General features: G+C 34.3%; 17 protein-coding genes. 10 read left to right on the top strand and 7 right to left on the bottom strand.

Translation table 11 applies throughout. The features are described from left to right. Window positions 1-78 precede the first annotated feature (78 nt). Complete coding sequence (gene feoB, locus ACY0M5_RS10275) at window positions 79-2,592, top strand: ferrous iron transport protein B (RefSeq protein ID WP_461629035.1); 2,514 nt, start codon at window positions 79-81, stop codon at window positions 2,590-2,592. Between the two features lie 4 nt (window positions 2,593-2,596). After that, window positions 2,597-2,803: a FeoB-associated Cys-rich membrane protein gene (locus ACY0M5_RS10270; RefSeq protein WP_101310868.1), complete on the top strand. Its 207-nt coding sequence runs from the start codon at window positions 2,597-2,599 to the stop codon at window positions 2,801-2,803. A gap of 112 nt (window positions 2,804-2,915) precedes the next feature. On the opposite strand, the gene argF is transcribed toward ACY0M5_RS10270, so the two are convergent. Both argF and arcC read right to left on the bottom strand, forming a co-directional pair. Further along, window positions 2,916-3,917: an ornithine carbamoyltransferase gene (gene argF, locus ACY0M5_RS10265; RefSeq protein WP_461629034.1), complete on the bottom strand. Its 1,002-nt coding sequence runs from the start codon at window positions 3,915-3,917 to the stop codon at window positions 2,916-2,918. A gap of 64 nt (window positions 3,918-3,981) precedes the next feature. After that, window positions 3,982-4,962, bottom strand: coding sequence for a carbamate kinase (gene arcC, locus ACY0M5_RS10260; protein ID WP_124993805.1), 981 nt, complete (start codon window positions 4,960-4,962; stop codon window positions 3,982-3,984). Between the two features lie 566 nt (window positions 4,963-5,528). Here arcC and ACY0M5_RS10255 point away from each other — a divergent pair. The 3 genes from ACY0M5_RS10255 to ACY0M5_RS10245 all read left to right on the top strand — a co-directional run bounded on the left by ACY0M5_RS10255 (window position 5,529) and on the right by ACY0M5_RS10245 (window position 9,437). Then, window positions 5,529-6,209, top strand: a complete 681-nt coding sequence (locus ACY0M5_RS10255) for a hypothetical protein (RefSeq protein ID WP_156197312.1) — start codon at window positions 5,529-5,531, stop codon at window positions 6,207-6,209. Window positions 6,210-6,334: 125 nt separating this feature from the next. After that, entirely contained in the window at window positions 6,335-8,734 is a 2,400-nt protein-coding gene (locus tag ACY0M5_RS10250; RefSeq protein WP_461631692.1) for an FtsK/SpoIIIE family DNA translocase, read from the top strand. Window positions 8,735-8,795: 61 nt separating this feature from the next. Then, window positions 8,796-9,437 (top strand): LolA family protein, encoded by a 642-nt coding sequence (locus ACY0M5_RS10245; protein ID WP_156197310.1) that lies wholly within the window; start codon window positions 8,796-8,798, stop codon window positions 9,435-9,437. 4 nt (window positions 9,438-9,441) lie between these two features. Here the strand turns inward: ACY0M5_RS10245 and ACY0M5_RS10240 are convergent, their stop codons facing one another. Then, window positions 9,442-11,520: a tetratricopeptide repeat-containing sensor histidine kinase gene (locus tag ACY0M5_RS10240; RefSeq protein WP_461631691.1), complete on the bottom strand. Its 2,079-nt coding sequence runs from the start codon at window positions 11,518-11,520 to the stop codon at window positions 9,442-9,444. 319 nt (window positions 11,521-11,839) lie between these two features. Between ACY0M5_RS10240 and ACY0M5_RS10235 the strand changes: the two genes are divergently transcribed. The 3 genes from ACY0M5_RS10235 to ACY0M5_RS10225 are packed head-to-tail and all read left to right on the top strand — an operon-like array spanning window position 11,840 to window position 14,356. After that, window positions 11,840-13,036: an Lnb N-terminal periplasmic domain-containing protein gene (locus tag ACY0M5_RS10235; protein ID WP_461631690.1), complete on the top strand. Its 1,197-nt coding sequence runs from the start codon at window positions 11,840-11,842 to the stop codon at window positions 13,034-13,036. Then, window positions 13,036-13,785: an acyl-[acyl-carrier-protein] thioesterase gene (locus tag ACY0M5_RS10230; RefSeq protein WP_461631689.1), complete on the top strand. Its 750-nt coding sequence runs from the start codon at window positions 13,036-13,038 to the stop codon at window positions 13,783-13,785. Before ACY0M5_RS10235 ends, ACY0M5_RS10230 begins: the two co-directional genes overlap by 1 nt. Before the next feature lie 7 nt (window positions 13,786-13,792). Beyond that, window positions 13,793-14,356 (top strand): hypothetical protein, encoded by a 564-nt coding sequence (locus tag ACY0M5_RS10225; protein ID WP_461631688.1) that lies wholly within the window; start codon window positions 13,793-13,795, stop codon window positions 14,354-14,356. A gap of 47 nt (window positions 14,357-14,403) precedes the next feature. Here ACY0M5_RS10225 and pyk read toward each other — a convergent pair whose 3' ends face one another. Further along, window positions 14,404-15,819: a pyruvate kinase gene (gene pyk / locus ACY0M5_RS10220; protein ID WP_461631687.1), complete on the bottom strand. Its 1,416-nt coding sequence runs from the start codon at window positions 15,817-15,819 to the stop codon at window positions 14,404-14,406. 127 nt (window positions 15,820-15,946) lie between these two features. Further along, a complete protein-coding gene (aroQ, locus tag ACY0M5_RS10215; RefSeq protein ID WP_156197302.1) occupies window positions 15,947-16,378 on the bottom strand; it encodes a type II 3-dehydroquinate dehydratase in 432 nt (143 codons plus the stop codon). A gap of 183 nt (window positions 16,379-16,561) precedes the next feature. Between aroQ and xerD the strand changes: the two genes are divergently transcribed. Both xerD and ACY0M5_RS10205 read left to right on the top strand, forming a co-directional pair. Next, window positions 16,562-17,467 (top strand): site-specific tyrosine recombinase XerD, encoded by a 906-nt coding sequence (xerD, locus tag ACY0M5_RS10210; protein WP_101310857.1) that lies wholly within the window; start codon window positions 16,562-16,564, stop codon window positions 17,465-17,467. Window positions 17,468-17,888: 421 nt separating this feature from the next. Beyond that, complete coding sequence (locus ACY0M5_RS10205; protein ID WP_461631686.1) at window positions 17,889-19,547, top strand: phosphoenolpyruvate carboxykinase; 1,659 nt, start codon at window positions 17,889-17,891, stop codon at window positions 19,545-19,547. Between the two features lie 26 nt (window positions 19,548-19,573). On the opposite strand, the gene ACY0M5_RS10200 is transcribed toward ACY0M5_RS10205, so the two are convergent. Both ACY0M5_RS10200 and ACY0M5_RS10195 read right to left on the bottom strand, forming a co-directional pair. Beyond that, window positions 19,574-20,302, bottom strand: a complete 729-nt coding sequence (locus tag ACY0M5_RS10200) for a hypothetical protein (protein ID WP_461631685.1) — start codon at window positions 20,300-20,302, stop codon at window positions 19,574-19,576. Then, window positions 20,290-20,805 (bottom strand): DinB family protein, encoded by a 516-nt coding sequence (locus tag ACY0M5_RS10195; RefSeq protein WP_124993794.1) that lies wholly within the window; start codon window positions 20,803-20,805, stop codon window positions 20,290-20,292. The genes ACY0M5_RS10200 and ACY0M5_RS10195 overlap by 13 nt, the downstream gene beginning before the upstream one ends. Between the last annotated feature and the right edge of the window lie 120 nt (window positions 20,806-20,925).

The raw sequence follows: 20,925 nt of genomic DNA, 5'->3' as shown, positions 1-20,925 counted from the left end.
AAATTAAGCACAATAATTAAATTACAATCAAGTTGCAATTATCAGATGCCTAACGGCATCATCTATTAATAAATAAGAATGAAGCTTTCCGAATTATCTGATAGTCAAGAGGGAATTATAATAAAAGTTCAGGGACACGGAGCCTTTCGAAAGAGAATCACCGAAATGGGCTTTGTAAAGGGCAAGAAGGTCACTGTTATCAAAAATGCTCCTCTTAAAGATCCTGTTGAGTATCAAATAATGGGGTACGAAGTTTCCCTAAGAAGAAGTGAGGCATCTTTAATTGAAGTAATTACAAAAGAAGAGGCTAAGGATATTAAGATAAATGGATTTGAAGGAACTATTAGTGATGATATTCTAAAAACTTCCGCAAAAGAAAAAGGAAAAAAAATCCATATTGCTTTGGTTGGAAATCCAAACTCGGGTAAAACTACACTATTCAATTATGCCTCCGGATCAAAAGAGCACGTAGGCAATTACAGCGGAGTAACCGTAGACGCCAAACAAGCCAAAGTAAAGCAAAATGGTTACCATTTTAACATCACTGATCTGCCGGGTACATACTCGTTAACAGCCTACTCTCCCGAAGAATTATTTGTTCGCAAATACATTATGAATGAAAAACCGGATGTGGTAATTAACGTTGTTGATGCATCTAACCTGGAGAGAAACCTGTACCTGACCACACAGTTAATTGACATGGATATAAAGGTGATTATTGCCTTGAACATGTATGATGAACTGGAAAAAAAAGGTGCTGTCCTTAATTTTAAGGCTCTTGCAAAAATGCTTGGCATTCCAATTATTCCAACCATCAGTCCAAAAGGAACTGGCATAAAAGAACTTTTTAATAAGGTAATAAATGTGTACGAAGACAAAGATCCAATTGTACGTCACATTCATGTTAATTACGGTAAATCGGTTGAAAGATCGATTGCTAAAATACAACATGAAATAAAAAAGGATCCTAAAATCTGCACAAAAACCTCTCCTAGATTCCTGTCTATTAAACTTTTGGAAGCTGACAAAAGTGCTCGTCACCTTGTACAGGATAGTGACCGGCATTTCAATATAAAGAACATCGTAAAGGACGAAATTCAAAAAATTGAAAAAGAATTTGGCGAAGTGTGCGAAACTGTTATTACTGATTCGAAGTACGGGTTTATTGATGGCGCACTTAAGGAAACTTACAAAGAGAGTCCCATTAAACGTAGACGTAAAACCACAATAATAGACACGTTCATCACTCATAAACTGTTTAGTTTTCCGATTTTTTTCGTGTTCATGTTTTTAACGTTTTACGCCACTTTCAATTTAGGCGAATACCCAATGCAATGGATTGATATGGGTGTAAATGCTTTTGCTGGATTAATTGAACAATTTATGCCCGAAGGTCCGCTAAAAGATTTATTTATAGATGGAATAATTGGTGGTGTTGGTGGTGTAATTGTATTCCTGCCAAACATTCTGATTTTATTCTTCTTTATATCCTTTATGGAAGACACAGGATATATGGCCAGAGCCGCCTTTATTATGGATAAACTAATGCATAAAATTGGCTTGCATGGAAAATCATTTATCCCATTAATAATGGGATTTGGGTGTAATGTACCTGCATTAATGGCAACCAGAACCCTTGAAAACAGAAATGACAGAATACTAACTATGCTGATCACCCCATTCATGTCATGCAGTGCAAGGCTTCCTATTTATATTTTAATAATCGGAACATTTTTCCCTGAACATGCAACATTAGTTCTATTCGGAATTTACACTTTTGGTATAGCTCTTGCGATTTTCTTTGCAAAAATTTTTAAAGCGAGCTTTTTCAAATCCAAAGATGCTCCCTTTGTTATGGAATTACCGCCATATCGTTTGCCGACTCTTAAATCAACCATAATTCACATGTGGCATAAAGGTGTTCAATACCTGCAAAAAATGGGAGGTGTGATTCTTTTAGCTTCTATTCTAATTTGGGCTTTAGGGTATTTCCCCAGAGAGATCAATTTCTCGAAGGATTACGATAAAATGATATTGGAAACCAATCAAGATTTTGATAGTCGGATAAACAACATACAGCAAGACAATGAAAATGATACGAAACAGCTGCTATCCGAAAAAGAGGTAGAGATTCAAAAAATTCAAAACCTTAAACTGGAGGAAAAACAACAAAAATCTTACATCGGTCAAATCGGTCAATTTGTTGCACCCGCTCTGCATCCTCTAGGTTTCGATTGGAAAATGACTGTAAGTATATTAACCGGTATTGCAGCCAAAGAAGTTGTGGTAAGTACAATGGGGGTTCTATATCAGGAAGGAGAAGGCGCAAGTGAAACCAGCGAAGGATTGAGAACGAAGTTGAAGGAGCAAAAATTTGCTGGCAGTTATCGAACAGGCGAGAATGTTTTTTCCAGCTTATCGGCTCTATCATTCCTTATATTTATTCTGATTTATTTTCCATGTATAGCAGTAATCGTAACTATCGTTAAAGAAGCCAATTGGAAATGGGCAGCTTTTGTTGTGTTTTACACTACAGGATTAGCTTGGCTGGTTTCCTTTATCATTTACCAAACAGGCAATTTAATACTTTAAAATTATGAGCTTTCAATTAATATCAACTTATGCAATTGTGATTTTCGCATCTGGATATACTATATATCAGTTTGTGCGTTTATTCATAAAACAGAAATCGAGTTGTGGAGGCAGTTGTGGAGGCTGCAGTTTTAAAAATGAGCTAAAAAAACGTGGCATTTCGGGAAATCCAATTCTTAAAAACCAAAATTTTACATATATTAAAAATTAACAAATACAGAACGCCTTTGTTTTAAACAAAAATAATACACATAATAAAACATAACAACAAATAAAAAGGGTAGTCAAACGACTACCCTTTTCTTTTTATCTAAAAAGCCCAATTATGCTCCTAAAGTAGCAACCATTACTGCTTTTATTGTGTGTAAACGGTTCTCAGCTTCGTCAAATACGATAGATGCAGGAGATTCAAAAACCTCTTCGGTCACCTCAACACCATCCATACCAAATTTTTGGAAAACTTCTTCGCCAACTTTTGTTTGTCTGTTGTGATACGCTGGTAGACAATGCATAAATTTACACTTATCGTTTCCTGTAACTGTCATCAAATCAGCATTAATCTGATAAGGTTTAAGAATACCAATTCTTTCTTCCCAAACCTTATCCGGCTCTCCCATTGATACCCAAACATCAGTATAAAGGAAATCACATCCTTTAACTCCTGCTTGCGCATCATCAGTAATTGTAATAACAGCACCAGTTTCTTTAGCTATCTCCATACATTGAGCCACCAATTCTTCTTCTGGCTGAAGATTAGCAGGACCAACGATTCTTACATCCATACCCATTTTAGCAGCACCAACCATTAAAGAGTTAGCCATATTATTACGGGCATCGCCTAAATATGCAAATGACATTTGACTAAGCGGCTTATCTGAATGCTCCGTCATAGTTAAAAAGTCAGCTAATATTTGAGTTGGATGAAATTCATCTGTCAAACCATTCCAAACAGGAACACCCGCAAATTTTCCTAATTCCTCTACAACTGCCTGTCCGTATCCACGGTACTCAATACCATCATACATACGTCCTAAAACACGAGCTGTATCAGCCATTGACTCTTTAACACCAATCTGAGAACCAGAAGGACCTAAATAAGTAACGTGAGCACCTTGATCGTAAGCTGCTGTTTCAAAAGCACAACGAGTACGAGTTGAAGATTTTTCAAATATCAAAGCGATATTCTTTCCCTTCATAGTCTGCACTTCTGTACCTGCATATTTTGCTCTTTTAAGATCTCTTGCAAGATCCAACATATATTGCATTTCCTTTGGAGTAAAATCCAACAACTTCAAAAAGTTTCTGTTTCTTAAATTAAAAGCCATGGTATGTATTTTTTAAAAATTACAATCACAAAAGTAATTATAATCTGATATTAATAATAGTTAATTAAAAATTATGCTCTACGTCGTTTTTATCGTATTCCATTGTTATTTTGGTTCCGTAAGATTTATCGACCAATTTGGTTGCTTCAGTAATAACTGATTTACCGCCGCCATTTTCAATAAAACTTAGACAAGCACGGATTTTCGGAGCCATAGATCCTTCTGCGAAAGTACCGTCTTCCATGTATTTCATTGTATCGGCATGATTCAAAAACTCAAGTTTTTTCTCATTTGGACCTCTAAAGTCACGATAAACAAAGGAAACATCAGTAAGAATATAAAATTCATCCGCTTTAATCCGGGCTCCAATCAATGCCGAAGCAAGATCTTTATCAATTACAGCTTCAACAGGGCAAAGGTTCCCATTCTCATCTTCAGAAACCGGAATACCACCACCGCCAACAGTAATTACAATATTACCCTGACGAGCCAGGTTTTCAATAACCTTCTCATTCAAAACACGAATAGGTTTTGGCGAAGGCACAACACGTCTCCATCCTCCCTCTGTTTTCACCTCTTCCTTAAAAATCCACCCTTTATCAGCGCGTAACTCGTCTGCTTGCGCTTTGGTATAAATCTTACCCACACGCTTTAAGGGATCAGCAAATGCAGGATCATTCTTATCAACAACAACCTGAGTCACCAAAGTCACCACATCTTTCTCAATGCCATTTTGCTTTAATACATTACGCAAATTCCTCTCAATCATATAACCAATTCCCCCTTGAGAATCAGCCACATCAATATCCAAAGGCATTTGAGGAATATTGTAAAGTTGCTCACCTGCATCGTTTCTCATTAAGATATTACCTACCTGAGGGCCATTACCATGAGCAATAATAACATCATACCCTTCTTTAACAAGAAAAATAAGATTTTCAAGAGTATCAATTGTGTTCTGAGTCTGCTCCTCAACAGTCCCTTTTTGACTCCCCCTCAATAAGGCATTTCCACCTAATGCTACAACTGCTAATTTATTTTTCATTATTTTTTCCTTTATGTTTTTCATTTTACAATGCAAATCTAAAAAAAATAACAACAAAACAATGAAATACCTTTTCATTTATAATATTTTTCAACCTCTGTTTTTCAACACATTACGACATTTCTAAATTTACTGTTTAGTACCTAATTCTCTAAACGCATGAAATTCAAAGCAAATAATCTTTAAAATACACTCGTTTGCAAAGGTCAATCTATTTTAGTAGTTATGATAACTTTTTCTCATAACTCAGCATTCCAGTTCAACTATTTTACCCAAAATCGATTTTTACGCAAAAAAAAGAAATTAAAATATCTTGGTCATTTTTTTTAGCATAACCTCTATCAATTATTTACGTATTAGTTAAAAGTGGAATTTAATCGGCAAAAAATGTGATTTTCGTAAAGATATCGTGCGATTTCATGTAAGATGCCAAAATATAATATTGTATTCCCCAATGTTTTCATACTTTTAGTAAATCCTATTTATTGTATTTACAGATAGATTTAACTATAGTTAAAAGCACAAATCTGTTTTCAATAAATATTCACTAACCAAAACATTATCCTATGAAGCAAGGATTATCTATAATTCTAATTTTATTGTTGGTCTGGGGATGCAAAACAAAATCCGAAACCGAGAATAAAATTACTGAAGGGATAATTACCTATAGTGTTAGTTACTTTTCCTCGGAAAAAGATAACCCAATAATTGCCCTTTTACCAAACAAAGTAGAATTGCACTTTAAGGATAATAACATTTGCCTCATATCTGAAGGCTATCTTGGTTTTTTCAGCACAAAATTTCTTTCTAAATACAACAATCCAAATAGTAATATATTACTAAAGGTATTGAGTAATAAGCTTAACTATGAATTTCCTAAAGATGAAGTTGCATTTGTATACAGTCAGCTTCCTCCGGCAAAAATAGAATACAATGATTCTACAAAACTAATAGCTGGTTATGAATGTAAAAAAGCAACCGTTTTTATGGCCGATCAATCAAAAACTCAAGTCAGTCTTTACTACACTTCGGAGATTGGACTAAAAGACCCCAACCGTAACACTCCATTGTACCAAATCCCTGGGGTACTCATGGAATTTGAAACTACAATGAATCAAGTAAAAGCAAAATTCACAGCACAATCAATAAATCTGATTGCTGTTAGTGAGGAAGATTTCAATATTCCAGAGGAATATGTCCTTTCTGATCTTAAGACATTAAAAAAATACATTGTCGATTTCAATTAATTAACATCTGATTTCAAACTTATCTTTTTAGAAGCTGATTTTCCTGTGGTTTTAAATACCATTTTTATTACTTTTACATAAATTCGTACACAATACGAATTTTGTGAAAAATGAAAAAATAGTCAATGGCTAAAAAGAAAAAAACAAACAATACAAAAGCTAAATCGCGCTTCTCAGCCCCAAAATTTCTTAGTGACGAAAGAACCAAATTCCTTTTTGGTATTGCACTTTCTCTGTTTACTATTTATATTGGATTGGCATTCGTCTCCTTCTTTTTTACAGGAGGAGCTGATCAAAGTAAATTAGATATTAAATGGCTCGAATTAATCACAGACTCAAAAGTACGTGTTGAAAACTGGACGGGGAAAACCGGGGCTTACATTTCCAATTTGGTTATAAACAAAGGATTTGGAATCGCATCATTCTCATTCCTTTATTTACTCGTAGTCCTTTCGCTTCGAATTTGGGGAGTAAAAATACAATCATTACGAAAAACAATTATATACACCTTACTATTCTGCATTTGGTTTTCGGTTTTCATGTCGTTTGCATTTGTTCAATCAACATCGCATTCGTTTTTATTCTTGGGAGGAATTCATGGCTACTTTATAAGTGAATGGCTTGTATCCTTGATAGGTAATGTTGGCACTCTGTTTCTAATTGTTCTTAGCTTTTTAACCTTTATTACCTTTGCCTTTCAAAACTCAATTTCCTTTTTCAAAAAAATATTTAGTCCAAAATCTAAAACAGACCGTAAAGAAAGCCAAGACTTCTCCAAATCTGATGAAGATGAAACAGAATCATTAACTTCTGTAATACACACTCTAAAGGATGAACAGAAGGATGAAGAAGGTGAAGACGACGATGAATTAATTATTAATTCTGAGATTTTTCCTGAGGAAGAAACTATTTTGGAACAGGAAGTAAACAATCCTAAAACAGCAGATGACGATTTGGAGCTAAAGATTGAGACAGTATCCAAACAAGAAGAAATCGTAAGCATTCAGCGCAGACCTATGGAGGATTTCGATCCTACGCTTGATCTTTCAAACTACAAATACCCTCCAATCGAATTATTAGAAGCGCATCATGCCAGTAATTCGAGTGTAAGTAAAGAAGAACTTGAATCAAATAAAGATAAAATTGTAGAGACACTGCGTCATTACAAAATTGAAATTACTCAGATAAAAGCTACAATTGGTCCTACTATTACGCTGTATGAAATTGTGCCCGCTCCTGGAGTACGCATTTCCAAAATAAAGAATCTGGAAGACGATATTGCACTTAGTCTATCCGCCTTAGGAATTAGGATTATAGCTCCGATTCCGGGTAAGGGAACTATTGGTATTGAAGTTCCGAACCGTACACCTGAAATCGTGTCAATGAAGAACATTATTTCATCTAAAAAATTCCAGGAATCAACACATGCACTTCCTGTTGCACTTGGAAAAACAATATCGAATGAAACCTATACTCTTGATTTAACCAAAATGCCTCACTTATTGGTGGCCGGAGCAACAGGGCAAGGAAAATCGGTTGGTTTGAATGCAATTATTACATCGCTTTTATATAAGATGCATCCTTCCCAGCTTAAATTTGTCCTTATCGATCCTAAGAAGGTTGAACTAAGCATTTACTCAACTATCGAGAAACATTTTCTGGCAAAACTTCCGGGAGAAGAAGAACCCATAATTACTGATATCCATAAGGTTATTGCAACGTTAAACTCCTTATGTATTGAAATGGATTCCAGATATGATTTGTTGAAAAAGGCACATGCCAGAAATATAAAGGAATACAATACCAAGTTTGTAAAACGTAATTTAAATCCGGAAAACGGTCATCGTTACCTACCCTATATTGTAGTAATTATTGATGAGTTTGCTGATTTAATTATGACAGCGGGAAAGGAAGTTGAGACTCCAATTGCTCGTATCGCCCAATTAGCCAGAGCTATTGGAATACATATGATTATTGCAACACAACGACCTTCAACAAATATTATTACAGGAGTTATCAAAGCTAATTTCCCGGCACGAATTGCCTTTAAGGTCGCATCTATGATTGATTCCCGAACAATTCTTGATAGTCCTGGAGCAAATCAGTTAATTGGTCGTGGGGATATGCTTATTTCACTGACAAGCGAACTGGTGAGGGTACAATGTGCTTTTGTTGACACTCCGGAAGTGGAAGCTGTTACAGAATTCGTACAAAAGCAGCAATCCTACCCTACCGCAATGTTTTTGCCGGAGTATGTGGGTGAGTCTTCCGAAAATTCAGCAATGGATATCGATTTGCAAAAAAGAGATGCTCTTTTTGAAGATGCAGCCCGATTGGTTGTTTCATCTCAGCAGGGATCAACTTCAGGAATTCAAAGAAGATTTTCTATCGGCTACAACAGAGCAGGTAGAATAGTGGATCAATTAGAGGCCGCTGGAATTGTTGGTCCTTTTGAAGGAAGTAAAGCCAGACAAGTATTAATTCAAGATGAATATTCGCTGGAAAAATTATTAAGTAATGTGTAGCAATAACGGCGTGGCACAGTTATTGATTAAGAATATTTGAATATTTATAAAATAAGCTAAAATGAAAAAAATCTTTTGTTTCCTTCTTTTTGGAGCTATATGTTTAAACCTGTCGGCTCAGGATATTAAAGCCAAAACTATTCTTGATAAAGTTTCTGCAAAAAATAAAGAATTTAAAAGTATCAGTGCAGAATTTACTTTTTCTATGGATAATGCGGAAGAAGATATCCATGAAGTATCGGAAGGAAATATAGTTCTTGTGGGTAATAAATATCGTCTTAAACTTATGGGTGTTGATACTTATTATGATGGAACTACCATGTTTTCACACATCATTGATGTTAATGAAGTAAACATTACAGAGCCGGAAGAAAATGAAGAAGAAGGATTAAATCCAGCCCAAATTTTTTCCATTTATGAAAAAGGATACAACTACAAATACATCAGAGAGGAAACAGTAAATTCTTCTACTTACCATGTAATAGACCTCATTCCTTTAAATTCTGAACGGGAATTCTCCTCGATACAATTGAGAATCGATAAGGCTAAGAATCAAATTGAATCGTTAAAAACAATTGGGAAAGATGGAAATAATGTAAGTATTACACTTAAAAAGCTGACTCCTAACCTAAAATTTGCTGATTCTTATTTTGTTTTTGATCCAAAATCAAATCCAGATGTGGAAGTGAACGATATGCGATAAATTATCAAACAATACATTCCTCCTCTACTCTTTCAAGGGTAGAGGATTTTTTTTCTATTTTATTAACACGCAAAGGAAGAGTGAACCAAAATTTACTCCCTACTCCTTCTTTACTTTCCACACCTATTTCTCCTCCATTTTTTTCCACAAAATCTTTACACAAGATTAAGCCCAATCCGGTTCCTTTTTCATTCGATGTTCCTGGCCTTGAATAGTTAGAGTCAAGATTAAATAATTTTATTTTATCCTCAGGCCTGATCCCAACTCCATTATCTTCAACACTTATAATTGCTTTGCCCTCTTCAGCCTTTACCGAAAAAATGATTCTTCCTCTTTCCTCCGTAAATTTAATGGAGTTATTCCCTAAATTCCGCACAACAGTTCGAATCATATCCGAATCGGCATAAACAAGTGAAGCATTAATTTCATTCAACTCAAGTGAAATGCCTTTTGCATATGCTTTTTCCTCAAGGCCTTCCATTTCTTCTTCTATTAGTTGACTTACGTTAATAGTGATAGGGTTATACTCCATCACCCCCATCTGCGATCTCGACCATGTTAGCAATGTATCAAGCAATAAAGAGCCATGAAGAGCCGATTTATGAACAATTTCAATATACTCCTGCCTCATTGAATCCTCAAGCTCATCATATCGGTCAATTAACAAATCGGTAAACCCCAGTACTGCATTAAACGGATTTTTCAGATCGTGTGCGACAATAGATAAAAACTTATCCTTGGTAGCATTCAAACTTGTCAGACTTTTATTTCTGTCGGATATAATTTTATTTTTTTCCGTTAAAAGTTTATTGTGTTTCTTCCTGAATCGACTAATGTATATTGAATACATAAGCAGAGATAAAATCAAAACACCCAAACTAAAAAAATATAAACCTCTGGTCTTTTGTTTGTCTATTTCTAACCTTTGAATTGTATTCCGTTGTTTCAGAACCTCATTTTCGGTATCGATTTTTTCCAATCGAAATTTCGCCTGAATTTCCGCAATTTCTTTGCTATTATTCTCTCTATAAATCCTCTCTCTTATTTTATCGTACTTTTTGAAATATTGGATACTCTTCTCAAAATTATTTTTCTTCTCATACAATTCCGACATGTAGTAATAACAGTCCAATTCAATTCTTGCAACACCTATTTCTTTTGCTTTTGTTAAAGCCTCCTCGAACAACCCCAGAGATGCATTATAATCTTCATTCTTTAAATGCGCTATTGCCAAAGACGACTTGACACTTGCAATAGAAATTTTATCCCCTTTTCGCTCAGACTCAATCAAAGCTCTGTGATAGTAAACCATGCACTTATTTATATCACCACAATCCAGATACAACTGACCAATATTTTCGAGTAAAATTGGCTTCCAATCAACATTGCTTTCAAATTCAATGATATCCAACGCTTTCAGATATGACGACAACGCCATAAGACTATCATTCATTTTATGGTATACGTTTCCAATATTATTACGCATTACAGCGATACCCTGCAAATTGTTGGCATTTTCCTTTAAAACCAAAGATTGATTATAATAATCAAGTGCCTTGGAATATTCCTGCATCTGAAAATAAACATTCCCAATATTATTTAGGGAAGAAGAAATCAGCAAGCTGTCTTCTAATCCATTTCGAATGTTTAAACTTGTAAAATAGGCGCTAAGAGAAAGTTTATAGTTATCAATTTGTATTAACGCATTACCCAAAATATTATAACAATCAGCTTTTTCTTTTTCATGATTTTTAACACAATAGGAAATTGCTTTTTCAATATATTTGATGGAATTAGAATAATCACTACTCCTATAAGAAGCTTTTCCTTTTAGGTAGTTCGCCTTCATAGTAAAAACTGAATCAAGAAATAAATTTTCAGACTTCAGAATTTGATCCGCATAATAAATTGCTGAATCCGGATAATCAGAAATATAATCCTCTCCCAACTGATACAACACATCATAAGTTAATAAATCAGTGGAAACGTTAATAAGCTGTTTTAGACTATCACGCTTTGAATTTGACGAATAGACAAAGAAACATTGGGAAACAAAAAGAATAACGAAAAAAAGCCTTCTCATTTAGTTGAGATTAGATTTGTTTAAATAGCCACATAAAGATGTTAAATAATATCATATTTTATAAACAATATGTAATGTTTTTGACGAAGTAACTAAAAAAAGCAGTCAGGCAAGCACATAAGATAAACAACTACTCACCAATATTTTAAGAAGTGAAAATTTGCAATAGCAACAACATGCAAATTATTGCGGTGCCGGTTGAAATAGAGTAACAAATATTTCCAACAATAATTTTCCTTTATCACAATAAAATAGAAAATTGAAAACATTCGTAATATTCATAAAATACTTATCTTCGAAGGGTAAACATTTTACTATTATGACATTAAAAACCGCCTCTTTTCGTATCTTGTTGATTATATTTTTGTTATTGGCAATCGGCAATCATGTATCAGGACAAAATTTATCAAAGAATGCAGAAATCAGTCTTCTCACCTGTTCTCCGGGAGATGAACTATACTCACAATTTGGTCATTCTGCATTACGAATAAAAGATGAAGAAAAAAAAATAGATTTGGTTTTTGGTTACGGTACTTTCAATTTCAACACCCCTAATTTTTATCCGAAATTCGCAAGAGGCAAATTAGACTATATGTTATCCTACACAACGTTTGATCGTTTTAAAAACGGATACATTTATGAGAAAAGAGGGATTGTTGAGCAGAAACTAAATCTTGATAGTATTGAGAAGCAGAAACTGTTTACCGCTTTATTAAAAAATTACCAACCTGAAAACAGATATTACAGATACGATTTTCTTTTTGACAATTGCTCTACACGAATTCGGGATATTGTTAGTGAAAACACATCAGGCACAATTCTTTTCGACACAATTTCGGATCAACCGAAATCCTTTTGGAATCTATTAGATCCATTCATGCAAAAAAGTCGCTGGATATTTTTAGGAATCCATTTAGCTCTAGGAATACCTTGTGATGCTGAGGCGACTCCTTACCAATATATGTTCTTACCAGACAACATGATGCTGGGCTTTGAAAATGCAAAAATAAGGACGGATGAGACAATTAAACCCTTGGTAAAATCAACCAATGTTATTCTAAAACCGGCCCTCAACTTCAAAATAACTAATTGGTACCAAAGACCAGTTTTTATTTTTGGATTGTTAGCTTTAATTGGACTAATCTTAAGTCTTGTATATCTAAAAAAAGACAAAGATCTGTTCATTTTTGATGTTTTTATATTTGGCGTTTGCGGATTACTGGGCTGGCTTATAATTTTCTTATGGTTTTTTACAGATCATCAGGCCACCGGACCTAATTGGAATATTATTTGGGCCTTCCCTCTTCACTTCCCAATGGTTTTTGCATTACTCCGAAAAAAAACCTCTTTGCTAGCTTATTATTACTTTTTACTGCATTCAATAATACTCATAGTGATATTAGGAAGCTGGGCATTTATACCGCAATCTTTTCCTAATGAAATATTACCTTTTGTGGTTCTTCTTCTTTTAAGATCACTATACATTGTAAAAAAAATCAGAACTCGTTTACTGTAATGACTATATCAAACACCGACATAAGAAAATACCGAAAAACCTTCCGGATTGGATCTTTTGATACAGACCTAAATGGAAGAGCAAAACTCACCAGTATCTGCAATTACTTTCAGGAAATTGCCGGATATCACGTAGATTTAATCAATCAAGGCATTGATGATTTAAAAGCCAATAATTTGGCTTGGATTTTATCAAGATTAAAAGTTCAAATTTTTGCAACTCCCAAGTGGAAAGATAATATTGATATTGAAACCTGGTCGATTGGAGCGGATGGTTTGTTTGGAAATCGGGAATACCGGATTTATAACATAAAAGGAGATGTTATCGGTCAGGCGACCTCTTCGTGGCTGGTGCTTAATACGAAAACAAAAAGATTGATTAGACCACAAGAAATTGTTGCTAAAATGCCAGTCAACTCTGAAGATCCTATCTTTGAACATAGCCTAGGTAAATTACAACAACTTGAACAAGGGAATTACGTAGAAGATCTGCACATTCACTATAGTGATCTGGATTTCTATCAGCATGTGAATAATGTAAAATACATAAAGTGGGCAATAGACTCTTGCCTTTCTGAAATATTATTGAATAAAACAATTCACGAGCTGGAGATAAATTACTTGCACGAGGCCAAACTTGATCAGATTCTTGAGATATTCAACCAAAATAGTGATAACACCTCAAAAATTGTAATCAAAACGAAAAACACGGACATTGAAAATTGTCGTGTAGTTATAAAATGGAAATAAATAAAAGATGAACACTATACTATCAAGCTTTGAATCAGCGCTGTATCATTTAATTTCTTTTTCTTCATTCGAACCTTTTATTCTTTTGGCATTGTTCGGAATCTCCTTTCAAATAAAAGACTGGAAAGCCTATTTTTCTCTTTTACTTGCCTTAATTATTGGCTCGATTGTTGGGCTCCTTCTTTGTAATTTTTCGATTATAACCTTTTCCGGCACAACCGTTAAATTGATTTTGGCCTTCTCAATTCTACTGGTGGGAATTCAAAATCTAATTAGCAGTCAAAGTTCTGCATCAACAATAAGATATAATTTCTTTGCTTTAGTTGGCATCATTTTGGGGATTGGAATTAACCTACATTATAAGAGTGTTTACGGAAGCTCATTTTCTTTTTATCCATTTACAGGATATAATCTTGGAGCTTCAGTTTCCTACTTTCTAATTTCATTCAGCAGCCTGCTTGTATCATCATTACTCATGTTGGTTTTTAAAACAGACAGAAGAAGTTTTAATCTGGTAATTACGGGCATAGGCATTGGTATAGCCCTTGTTCTTATTTACTTACGATATTGAAAAAAAATGCGAACCATTGTGGTTCGCATTTTTTTCTAAATATATCTTTACACTTTATGCGTTAATTGATCAACAACACTGATCTCCATAAATGATACTCCTTTGGAAGGACCAAAACTACCACCTATAATAATAACCATATCCTCGCTTTTAAAACATCCCTGATCCATTAGGGAAAACATGGTTTGCTTTACATACTCATCACGACTAACAAGCAATTTACGATAACTCGCTTCAACACCATACGAAAGAGCTAACTCCCTCATTACACGCTTCGAATAGCACAATGCATAAACTGGAAGTGTTCCTCTATAAGCAGATAAATATCTTCCGGTTCTACCGGTTAGAGTATCGGTTACAATTGCTTTAACCGGCAATAACTGAGATGCTTTTACTGCAGAGCGGGCTAAAATAGCCGAAAGTTCATGATTACTTCTCACAAAATTTTGTTTGGTATCTGGATAAAGCTCTTTCTCCACTTCGATTGCTACCGATTTCATTACCCGAACTGCATCAACAGGATAGTCTCCATAGGCAGTTTCACCGCTTAACATGATCGCATCGGTTCTATTGTAAATGGCATTGGCAATATCACTAACTTCTGCTCTTGTAGGTCTTGGATTATTAATCATTGAGTGAAGCATTTGCGTAGCAATAATTACAGGCTTCTTTCTCTCAATACATTTACGAATAATTTTTCGTTGAATTACAGGAATTTTTTGGGCAGGAATCTCAATGGCTAAATCACCTCTGGCAACCATGATACCATATACATGTTCCAATATTTCATCAATATTGTCAACCCCTTCCTGATTTTCAATTTTTGCAATAATTTTAATATCCGAATTTTGCTGATCAAGAATTCCTTGAATTTGAAGAACATCATGTTTGTTACGAACAAACGAATGAGCAATAAAATCAATGTCCTGCGCAATAGCAAAATGAATAAATTCAATATCCTTAGGACTCAAAGATGGTAAATTTATTGATACACCAGGAACATTTATACTCTTGCGGTTTTTAACGGGTCCTGCATTTTGTGCTTCTACAGTCAAAAATTGCTCATCCTTATCAACTACCAACAATTCTAATTCACCATCGTCAATTAATATCTTCTTTCCAATTTCAAGATCTTTTACAAAATCCTCATAACTAACCATTATACACAACTCTGTGCAGGGAAGATTGTCGCTCCCTTTCATCTTAATTAAATCACCCTTTTTAAGGTGAATTTCCTCTTTAACATCAATAGTTCTAATCTCAGGGCCTTTAGTATCTACGAGCAAAGCAATCCTATCAGATACTTTTCGTACATTCTCAATAACCTTCATAGCATCATCATGAGTCTGATGAGCCGTGTTTAGCCGAACTACGTTCATTCCTTCTTCAAACAACTCTGTCAAAAATTCGACATCACATTTTTTGTCGGAAATAGTAGCAATAATTTTCGTGTGCTTCTTCATCGAGTAACTCTTTCAATTTTAGTTTTGGCACTGCAAAGATACTCAATTTCTCAAAACCAATTTAATAAGCTATCAACTACTTACCCATAATATAAAACATACAAAAAAATCATTTATCAAAAAAATATTACCTTTTGTCACAAAAATTTAATAACCCTTCAATTCCCAATCGATATGAATCCATTCCGAAACCGGAAATAGTACCTAAACAGGCCTTTCCAATCATAGTAGAATGCCTCACCAACTCTCTTTTATGTACATTAGAAATGTGAACTTCTACAACCGGTATATTTACAGCAGATATAGCATCAGCAAGGGCGAGAGAGGTATGAGTATAGGCACCTGCATTGAGAACAATTCCATCATAACTAAAACCTACACGATGTATCTCATTTATCAATTCCCCCTCTATGTTAGACTGGTAATATTCAAGTTTGATTTTACTATATAACACCTGCAGCTGTTCAAAATAAGTTTCGAACGAGATCTCGCCATATATAGATTTTTCGCGGGTTCCGAGCAAATTAAGGTTAGGGCCGTTAATGATCAAAAAATTCATCTAGTCAAAGTATTTTAAGGTTAAACATAAAGAGCTCTTAAAAAAATTGTCAGCTTACGTAATATTTTTTTAAATTGCAGACAAGTTTTATCATAAAGAATTCGTATATTATTAGTACTTGAGTAAAACTAATAATAAAATGGTATTACTTACAACTAAACTACATACTAAAAACTGAATAAAATGAAATGGACAACAACAATTGAAAATTTTAAGACCTACTTAACTTTGGAGAAGAACCTCTCTAAGAACTCGGTAGATGCTTATATTAATGACATTACAAAACTGACAACCTTCTTCAGAGAAAAGAACATGGAGGTTGCTCCGGAGGAAGTTATTCTTCAACACTTGAAAGATTTTGTTGCATGGATTAATGATGCAGGTACAAGTCCTAGAACTCAAGCTCGTGTTATTTCTGGTATTAAAGCATTTTTTAAATACTTATTATTAGAAGAAATTATTGAAAAGAACCCTACTGCATTATTAGAGGCTCCAAAAATTGGCCGTAAACTGCCTGACACCTTAACAACTGAAGAAATTGATGTTTTAGTTAAGGCAGTTGACATGAACAAAGCTGAAGGTCAAAGAAACAGAGCTATTCTTGAAACACTTTACTCTTGTGGATTACGTGTATCAGAATTAATTGATCTGCGTGTTTCCAATCTGCATTTTAGAATGGGTTTTATCAAAATTCATGGAAAAGGTAACAAAGAGCGTTTAATTCCAATTGGAAAAAAAGCGAAAAAAGAAATCAAGATATATCTTAAGAGCTATCGTGGAAAATTAAATATCGATAAGGATAGTGAAGATATTCTTTTCTTAAACCGCAGAGGTCGCAAACTTTCTCGTGTTATGATTTTTACTATCATTAAGAATTTATCTAAAAAAGTTGGATTGAAGAAAAATGTTTCTCCTCACACTTTCCGTCACTCTTTCGCTTCGCATTTGGTTGAAGGTGGTGCTGACTTAAGAGCTGTACAGGAAATGTTAGGACACGAATCTATTCTTACTACAGAAATCTATACTCATTTGGATAGAGAATACTTAAAGGAAACTATTAAAAATTTCCATCCTCGTTCAAAAGACTAATTTGTATTAAAAATAACCATTATTGACAACAGGTAATGGTTAAAATACGATACACATATTTTTAAAACCTTCAAAAGATAACTTTTGGAGGTTTTTTTCATAAAAAAAATCAGTTCTGTACTAATTTAATGAAAGGTTTGCCAGCGTAATTCTAAAGATAAAAAAGAGTCTTACTTATAATAATATAATCAACGCAAACGATTGTATTTCAGATAATGAAGATTTATGTAATTAACAATACAAATTTAAAAATTAGAGAAACCCACTGTTAATGAACCTGTTCGAACCAATCTTTGCCACGGTAAAACTACAAAATCTTATTGAAAAATAATACAACAAAAATGCAAAAATAATATATACATAGTAGGATTAATCTATATATAGTCATACTTTTGAATACCAAACCTAAAAAAAATGTTACATGAACACCATTGAAATTAGCATGATTGAAGATTTAAAAAAATCGTTAAAACTGCATTCCAACATTCGGGAAAATCTACCAAGAGAAGTTCTTATATCTTTAGCAGTAGATAACAAAGAGGCCGTTTTAACCAGAAATGGTGCATTGGCCACTTGGACTCCTTCAAATTCTACAGGAAGAAGTCCTAAGGACACTTACATTGTAAGAAATCCTGAAAGTGAGTTAAATATAGACTGGTCTTCTCCAAACAATATCGGCATGAATCCGCAAACGTTTGCGTTAATTTTTGAAGATGCCCTAAAAACAATTGGTAAGAAGAAGACTATATTTACAACAGACAGAGTAATTGGTGCAGATTCTAAATATGCACTGCGTGTAAAAACTATTTGCGATAAAGCACTAAGTCAAGTGTTTGTTGACAATATGTTTAGACCAACTCCTGATGACATCAACCAATCGATCTTTGCTGATGAGCAATTCTTTTTAATTGCACTGCCAAAAGATAAATTGGATAAAGATCGCTACAAAGGTTTGGTTCGTGACCAACCAAATGGAGAAACTTCCGACATCTGTGTAGTTGTGGACTTCGACAAGAAGATAGGTATTGTTTATGGTTCATCTTATATGGGCAGTATGAAGAAGTTGATGTTTACGGTAATGAATTACTATCTTCCTTTTAAAGGAGTATTGCCTTTACATTGTTCAGCTAACGAAGGAGTCAATGGAGATTCTGCACTATTATTGGGGCTTTCAGGAACTGGAAAAACAACCTTATCTGCCGATCCGGAAAGAGCCTTACTTGGAGATGATGAGCATGGTTGGAGTGATGATGGCATTTTCAATTTTGAGAATGGCTGTTATGCAAAAATGATTGACATCAAACCAGAAAATGAGCCTGAAATTTATGAAGCAGTAATGCATAAGGCAGATTACACCAAGCATGGAGCTATAATTGAAAATGCCATGATTTACCCTGATGGTGAGATCGATTTTTTCGATGACAGATACACTCCAAACTCAAGAGCAAGCTATCCTCTTTCTTTCCTGGATAATATTAAGGAAAGTTCGAAAGCCGGTCATCCTAATACGATTTTATTTTTGACTGCTGATGCTTATGGAGTAATTCCTCCAATTTCAAAACTAAGCAAAGAGCAGGCGATGCTATGGTTTTTAATGGGATATACTTCGAAACTGGCAGGTACTGAAACAGGAGTTACAGAGCCACAGGCAACCTTTTCGAGATTTTTTGGTCAGCCATTTATGCCGTGTAATCCTAACATTTATGCCGAAATGCTTGGCGATAAGATGGATAAACACAATACCAACGTATTCCTGATTAATACCGGTTGGAGCGGAGGCTCATACGGCACCGGATCAAGGATAAAGTTAAAGTACACCAGAGCGATGGTTGATGCGGCTTTAAAAGGCAAATTAAATAAAGTAGACTTTATTGAGAACAAAGTATTCCACTTGAACATTCCAACATCTTGTGAAAATGTACCAAGCGAAATTCTTAACCCAATTAACACTTGGAAAAACCAAGACGAATATCAAAAAACAGCCGAAAAATTAGCAAATAAATTTTCCACTAATTTCGATAAGTCATATGGTAACCAAAATCTGGATCCAGGAATTATTTCTCAATGTCCGGGAAAATAACTAAACTTAAAAGAGCCTCATTTCATTCATTTGAGGCTCTTTTTGGTTAAATAAATATCTTGGGATTCTTCTTTTATTAAGTCATCATGATACATGGAAACCATCCTATTCTTTCGCCTGATTTGTGTTATGCTAAGAGTTTTCACCTTCCCTTTCCGGTTCATCACTAATCCGTTAAAAGCATCATCCCTTCCCGTTGTTTTGTGAAAGTTGATTGTTTCTTTACCCGAAAAATTATTACAATGACGAAGCCAATTATCAAACCAGTACTGACGCATTTCCCTAGCTTCTTCAGTATACAAGGTAGAGGATGACCAAATGTAAGGCTTCGAGGAGTCCAGTTTCCGATAATGAAATGTCTCTCCATCCCAACGTATCTCTTCCAAATTTCGTGTGTATTTATAGCTTAAAACAAGTAGTGTAAATGGTTCCATTCCACCAAAATGGTAATCTCTAATAAAATCAATGGTTGATGCAAATTCTGAAAATTCGAGAACCATAACGCCCCTGCTCTTTTTGTAAGGAGGTTCATGTTTGTGTTTTTCAAAGGCTCCATTCAATAAACAAAGTGAGAAATCATTTTCATGACACATTATCCATGTTCCTTTAGCTATTTTATCTTTTGGATAAAGTGCAAACGACTCTCCAATAAGATATTCTTTAGGAAACTCAGCTTCTCTTAATGGGCTTTCATCTCTATTGGTAGTAAAGAAGAAATCATCAGAACCAATAGGTATGTAGGTTAATGTGCACATAAGTCATCTCTAAATCTGATGGTAGAATAAGCTACTCCAAAGTGTTTATCCAATTTAATGTCAGGAAACTCCTGTTCAATAGCTATTCGGATAATTGCCATATGATGAATGGCATGTTCAATATTGTATACCAATTCTCTTTGCAAACTGGTATCAATATCAAAGCCTGCATTTGCAACCTTGTCGTAACTTACATTCAATTTAAGAACTAAATTTTCATCAATATCATTCAACCAATTCAGGAGATCATTAAATCTTTTTACAGCCACTTCTTTCTCTGTTTCAGTTCTACTGCAATGCTCTCTGGTATCGTAACTCAGAACAGAATCTGCGTTGCAACTATCCTTTAAAATATCGTAAAACTCTGCAATATGGCGAATGTGTTTTCCTATGGAATTATTCATCAAAAGTTGTAAAGAAGCAGAATACTGTTTTGAGGAAAGTTTCTCACAAAGAGCAATTAGCTGATTGATTATGATTTTAGAGACAGTGACTGTTTGCATAAAAATGAATTTCTGTAAATTATTGAATACTATAGAAAGATATCAAAATATGAAAATAATTCATAGAAAATAGTTTTATAAATGAATCTCTGTCGGATGAATTGTATAAATCTGTATTTT

The organism is Labilibaculum euxinicum (assembly GCF_963678175.1).
Lineage (GTDB): Bacteria > Bacteroidota > Bacteroidia > Bacteroidales > Marinifilaceae > Labilibaculum > Labilibaculum euxinus.
Note: the sequence above shows the minus strand (reverse complement) of the source record. Positions and strands in the feature narration are given on the sequence as shown.

Coding starts and splice junctions, on each gene's coding strand:
- ACY0M5_RS10270 (WP_101310868.1), top strand. CDS start 2,597: ATGAGCTTTCAATTAATATCAACTTATGCAATTGTGATTTTCGCATCT.
- xerD (WP_101310857.1), top strand. CDS start 16,562: ATGAAATGGACAACAACAATTGAAAATTTTAAGACCTACTTAACTTTG.
- argF (WP_461629034.1), bottom strand. CDS start 3,917: ATGGCTTTTAATTTAAGAAACAGAAACTTTTTGAAGTTGTTGGATTTT.
- ACY0M5_RS10255 (WP_156197312.1), top strand. CDS start 5,529: ATGAAGCAAGGATTATCTATAATTCTAATTTTATTGTTGGTCTGGGGA.
- ACY0M5_RS10245 (WP_156197310.1), top strand. CDS start 8,796: ATGAAAAAAATCTTTTGTTTCCTTCTTTTTGGAGCTATATGTTTAAAC.
- ACY0M5_RS10250 (WP_461631692.1), top strand. CDS start 6,335: ATGGCTAAAAAGAAAAAAACAAACAATACAAAAGCTAAATCGCGCTTC.
- ACY0M5_RS10195 (WP_124993794.1), bottom strand. CDS start 20,805: ATGCAAACAGTCACTGTCTCTAAAATCATAATCAATCAGCTAATTGCT.
- ACY0M5_RS10225 (WP_461631688.1), top strand. CDS start 13,793: ATGAACACTATACTATCAAGCTTTGAATCAGCGCTGTATCATTTAATT.
- ACY0M5_RS10230 (WP_461631689.1), top strand. CDS start 13,036: ATGACTATATCAAACACCGACATAAGAAAATACCGAAAAACCTTCCGG.
- ACY0M5_RS10200 (WP_461631685.1), bottom strand. CDS start 20,302: ATGTGCACATTAACCTACATACCTATTGGTTCTGATGATTTCTTCTTT.
- ACY0M5_RS10205 (WP_461631686.1), top strand. CDS start 17,889: ATGAACACCATTGAAATTAGCATGATTGAAGATTTAAAAAAATCGTTA.
- ACY0M5_RS10240 (WP_461631691.1), bottom strand. CDS start 11,520: ATGAGAAGGCTTTTTTTCGTTATTCTTTTTGTTTCCCAATGTTTCTTT.
- pyk (WP_461631687.1), bottom strand. CDS start 15,819: ATGAAGAAGCACACGAAAATTATTGCTACTATTTCCGACAAAAAATGT.
- aroQ (WP_156197302.1), bottom strand. CDS start 16,378: ATGAATTTTTTGATCATTAACGGCCCTAACCTTAATTTGCTCGGAACC.
- arcC (WP_124993805.1), bottom strand. CDS start 4,962: ATGAAAAATAAATTAGCAGTTGTAGCATTAGGTGGAAATGCCTTATTG.
- feoB (WP_461629035.1), top strand. CDS start 79: ATGAAGCTTTCCGAATTATCTGATAGTCAAGAGGGAATTATAATAAAA.
- ACY0M5_RS10235 (WP_461631690.1), top strand. CDS start 11,840: ATGACATTAAAAACCGCCTCTTTTCGTATCTTGTTGATTATATTTTTG.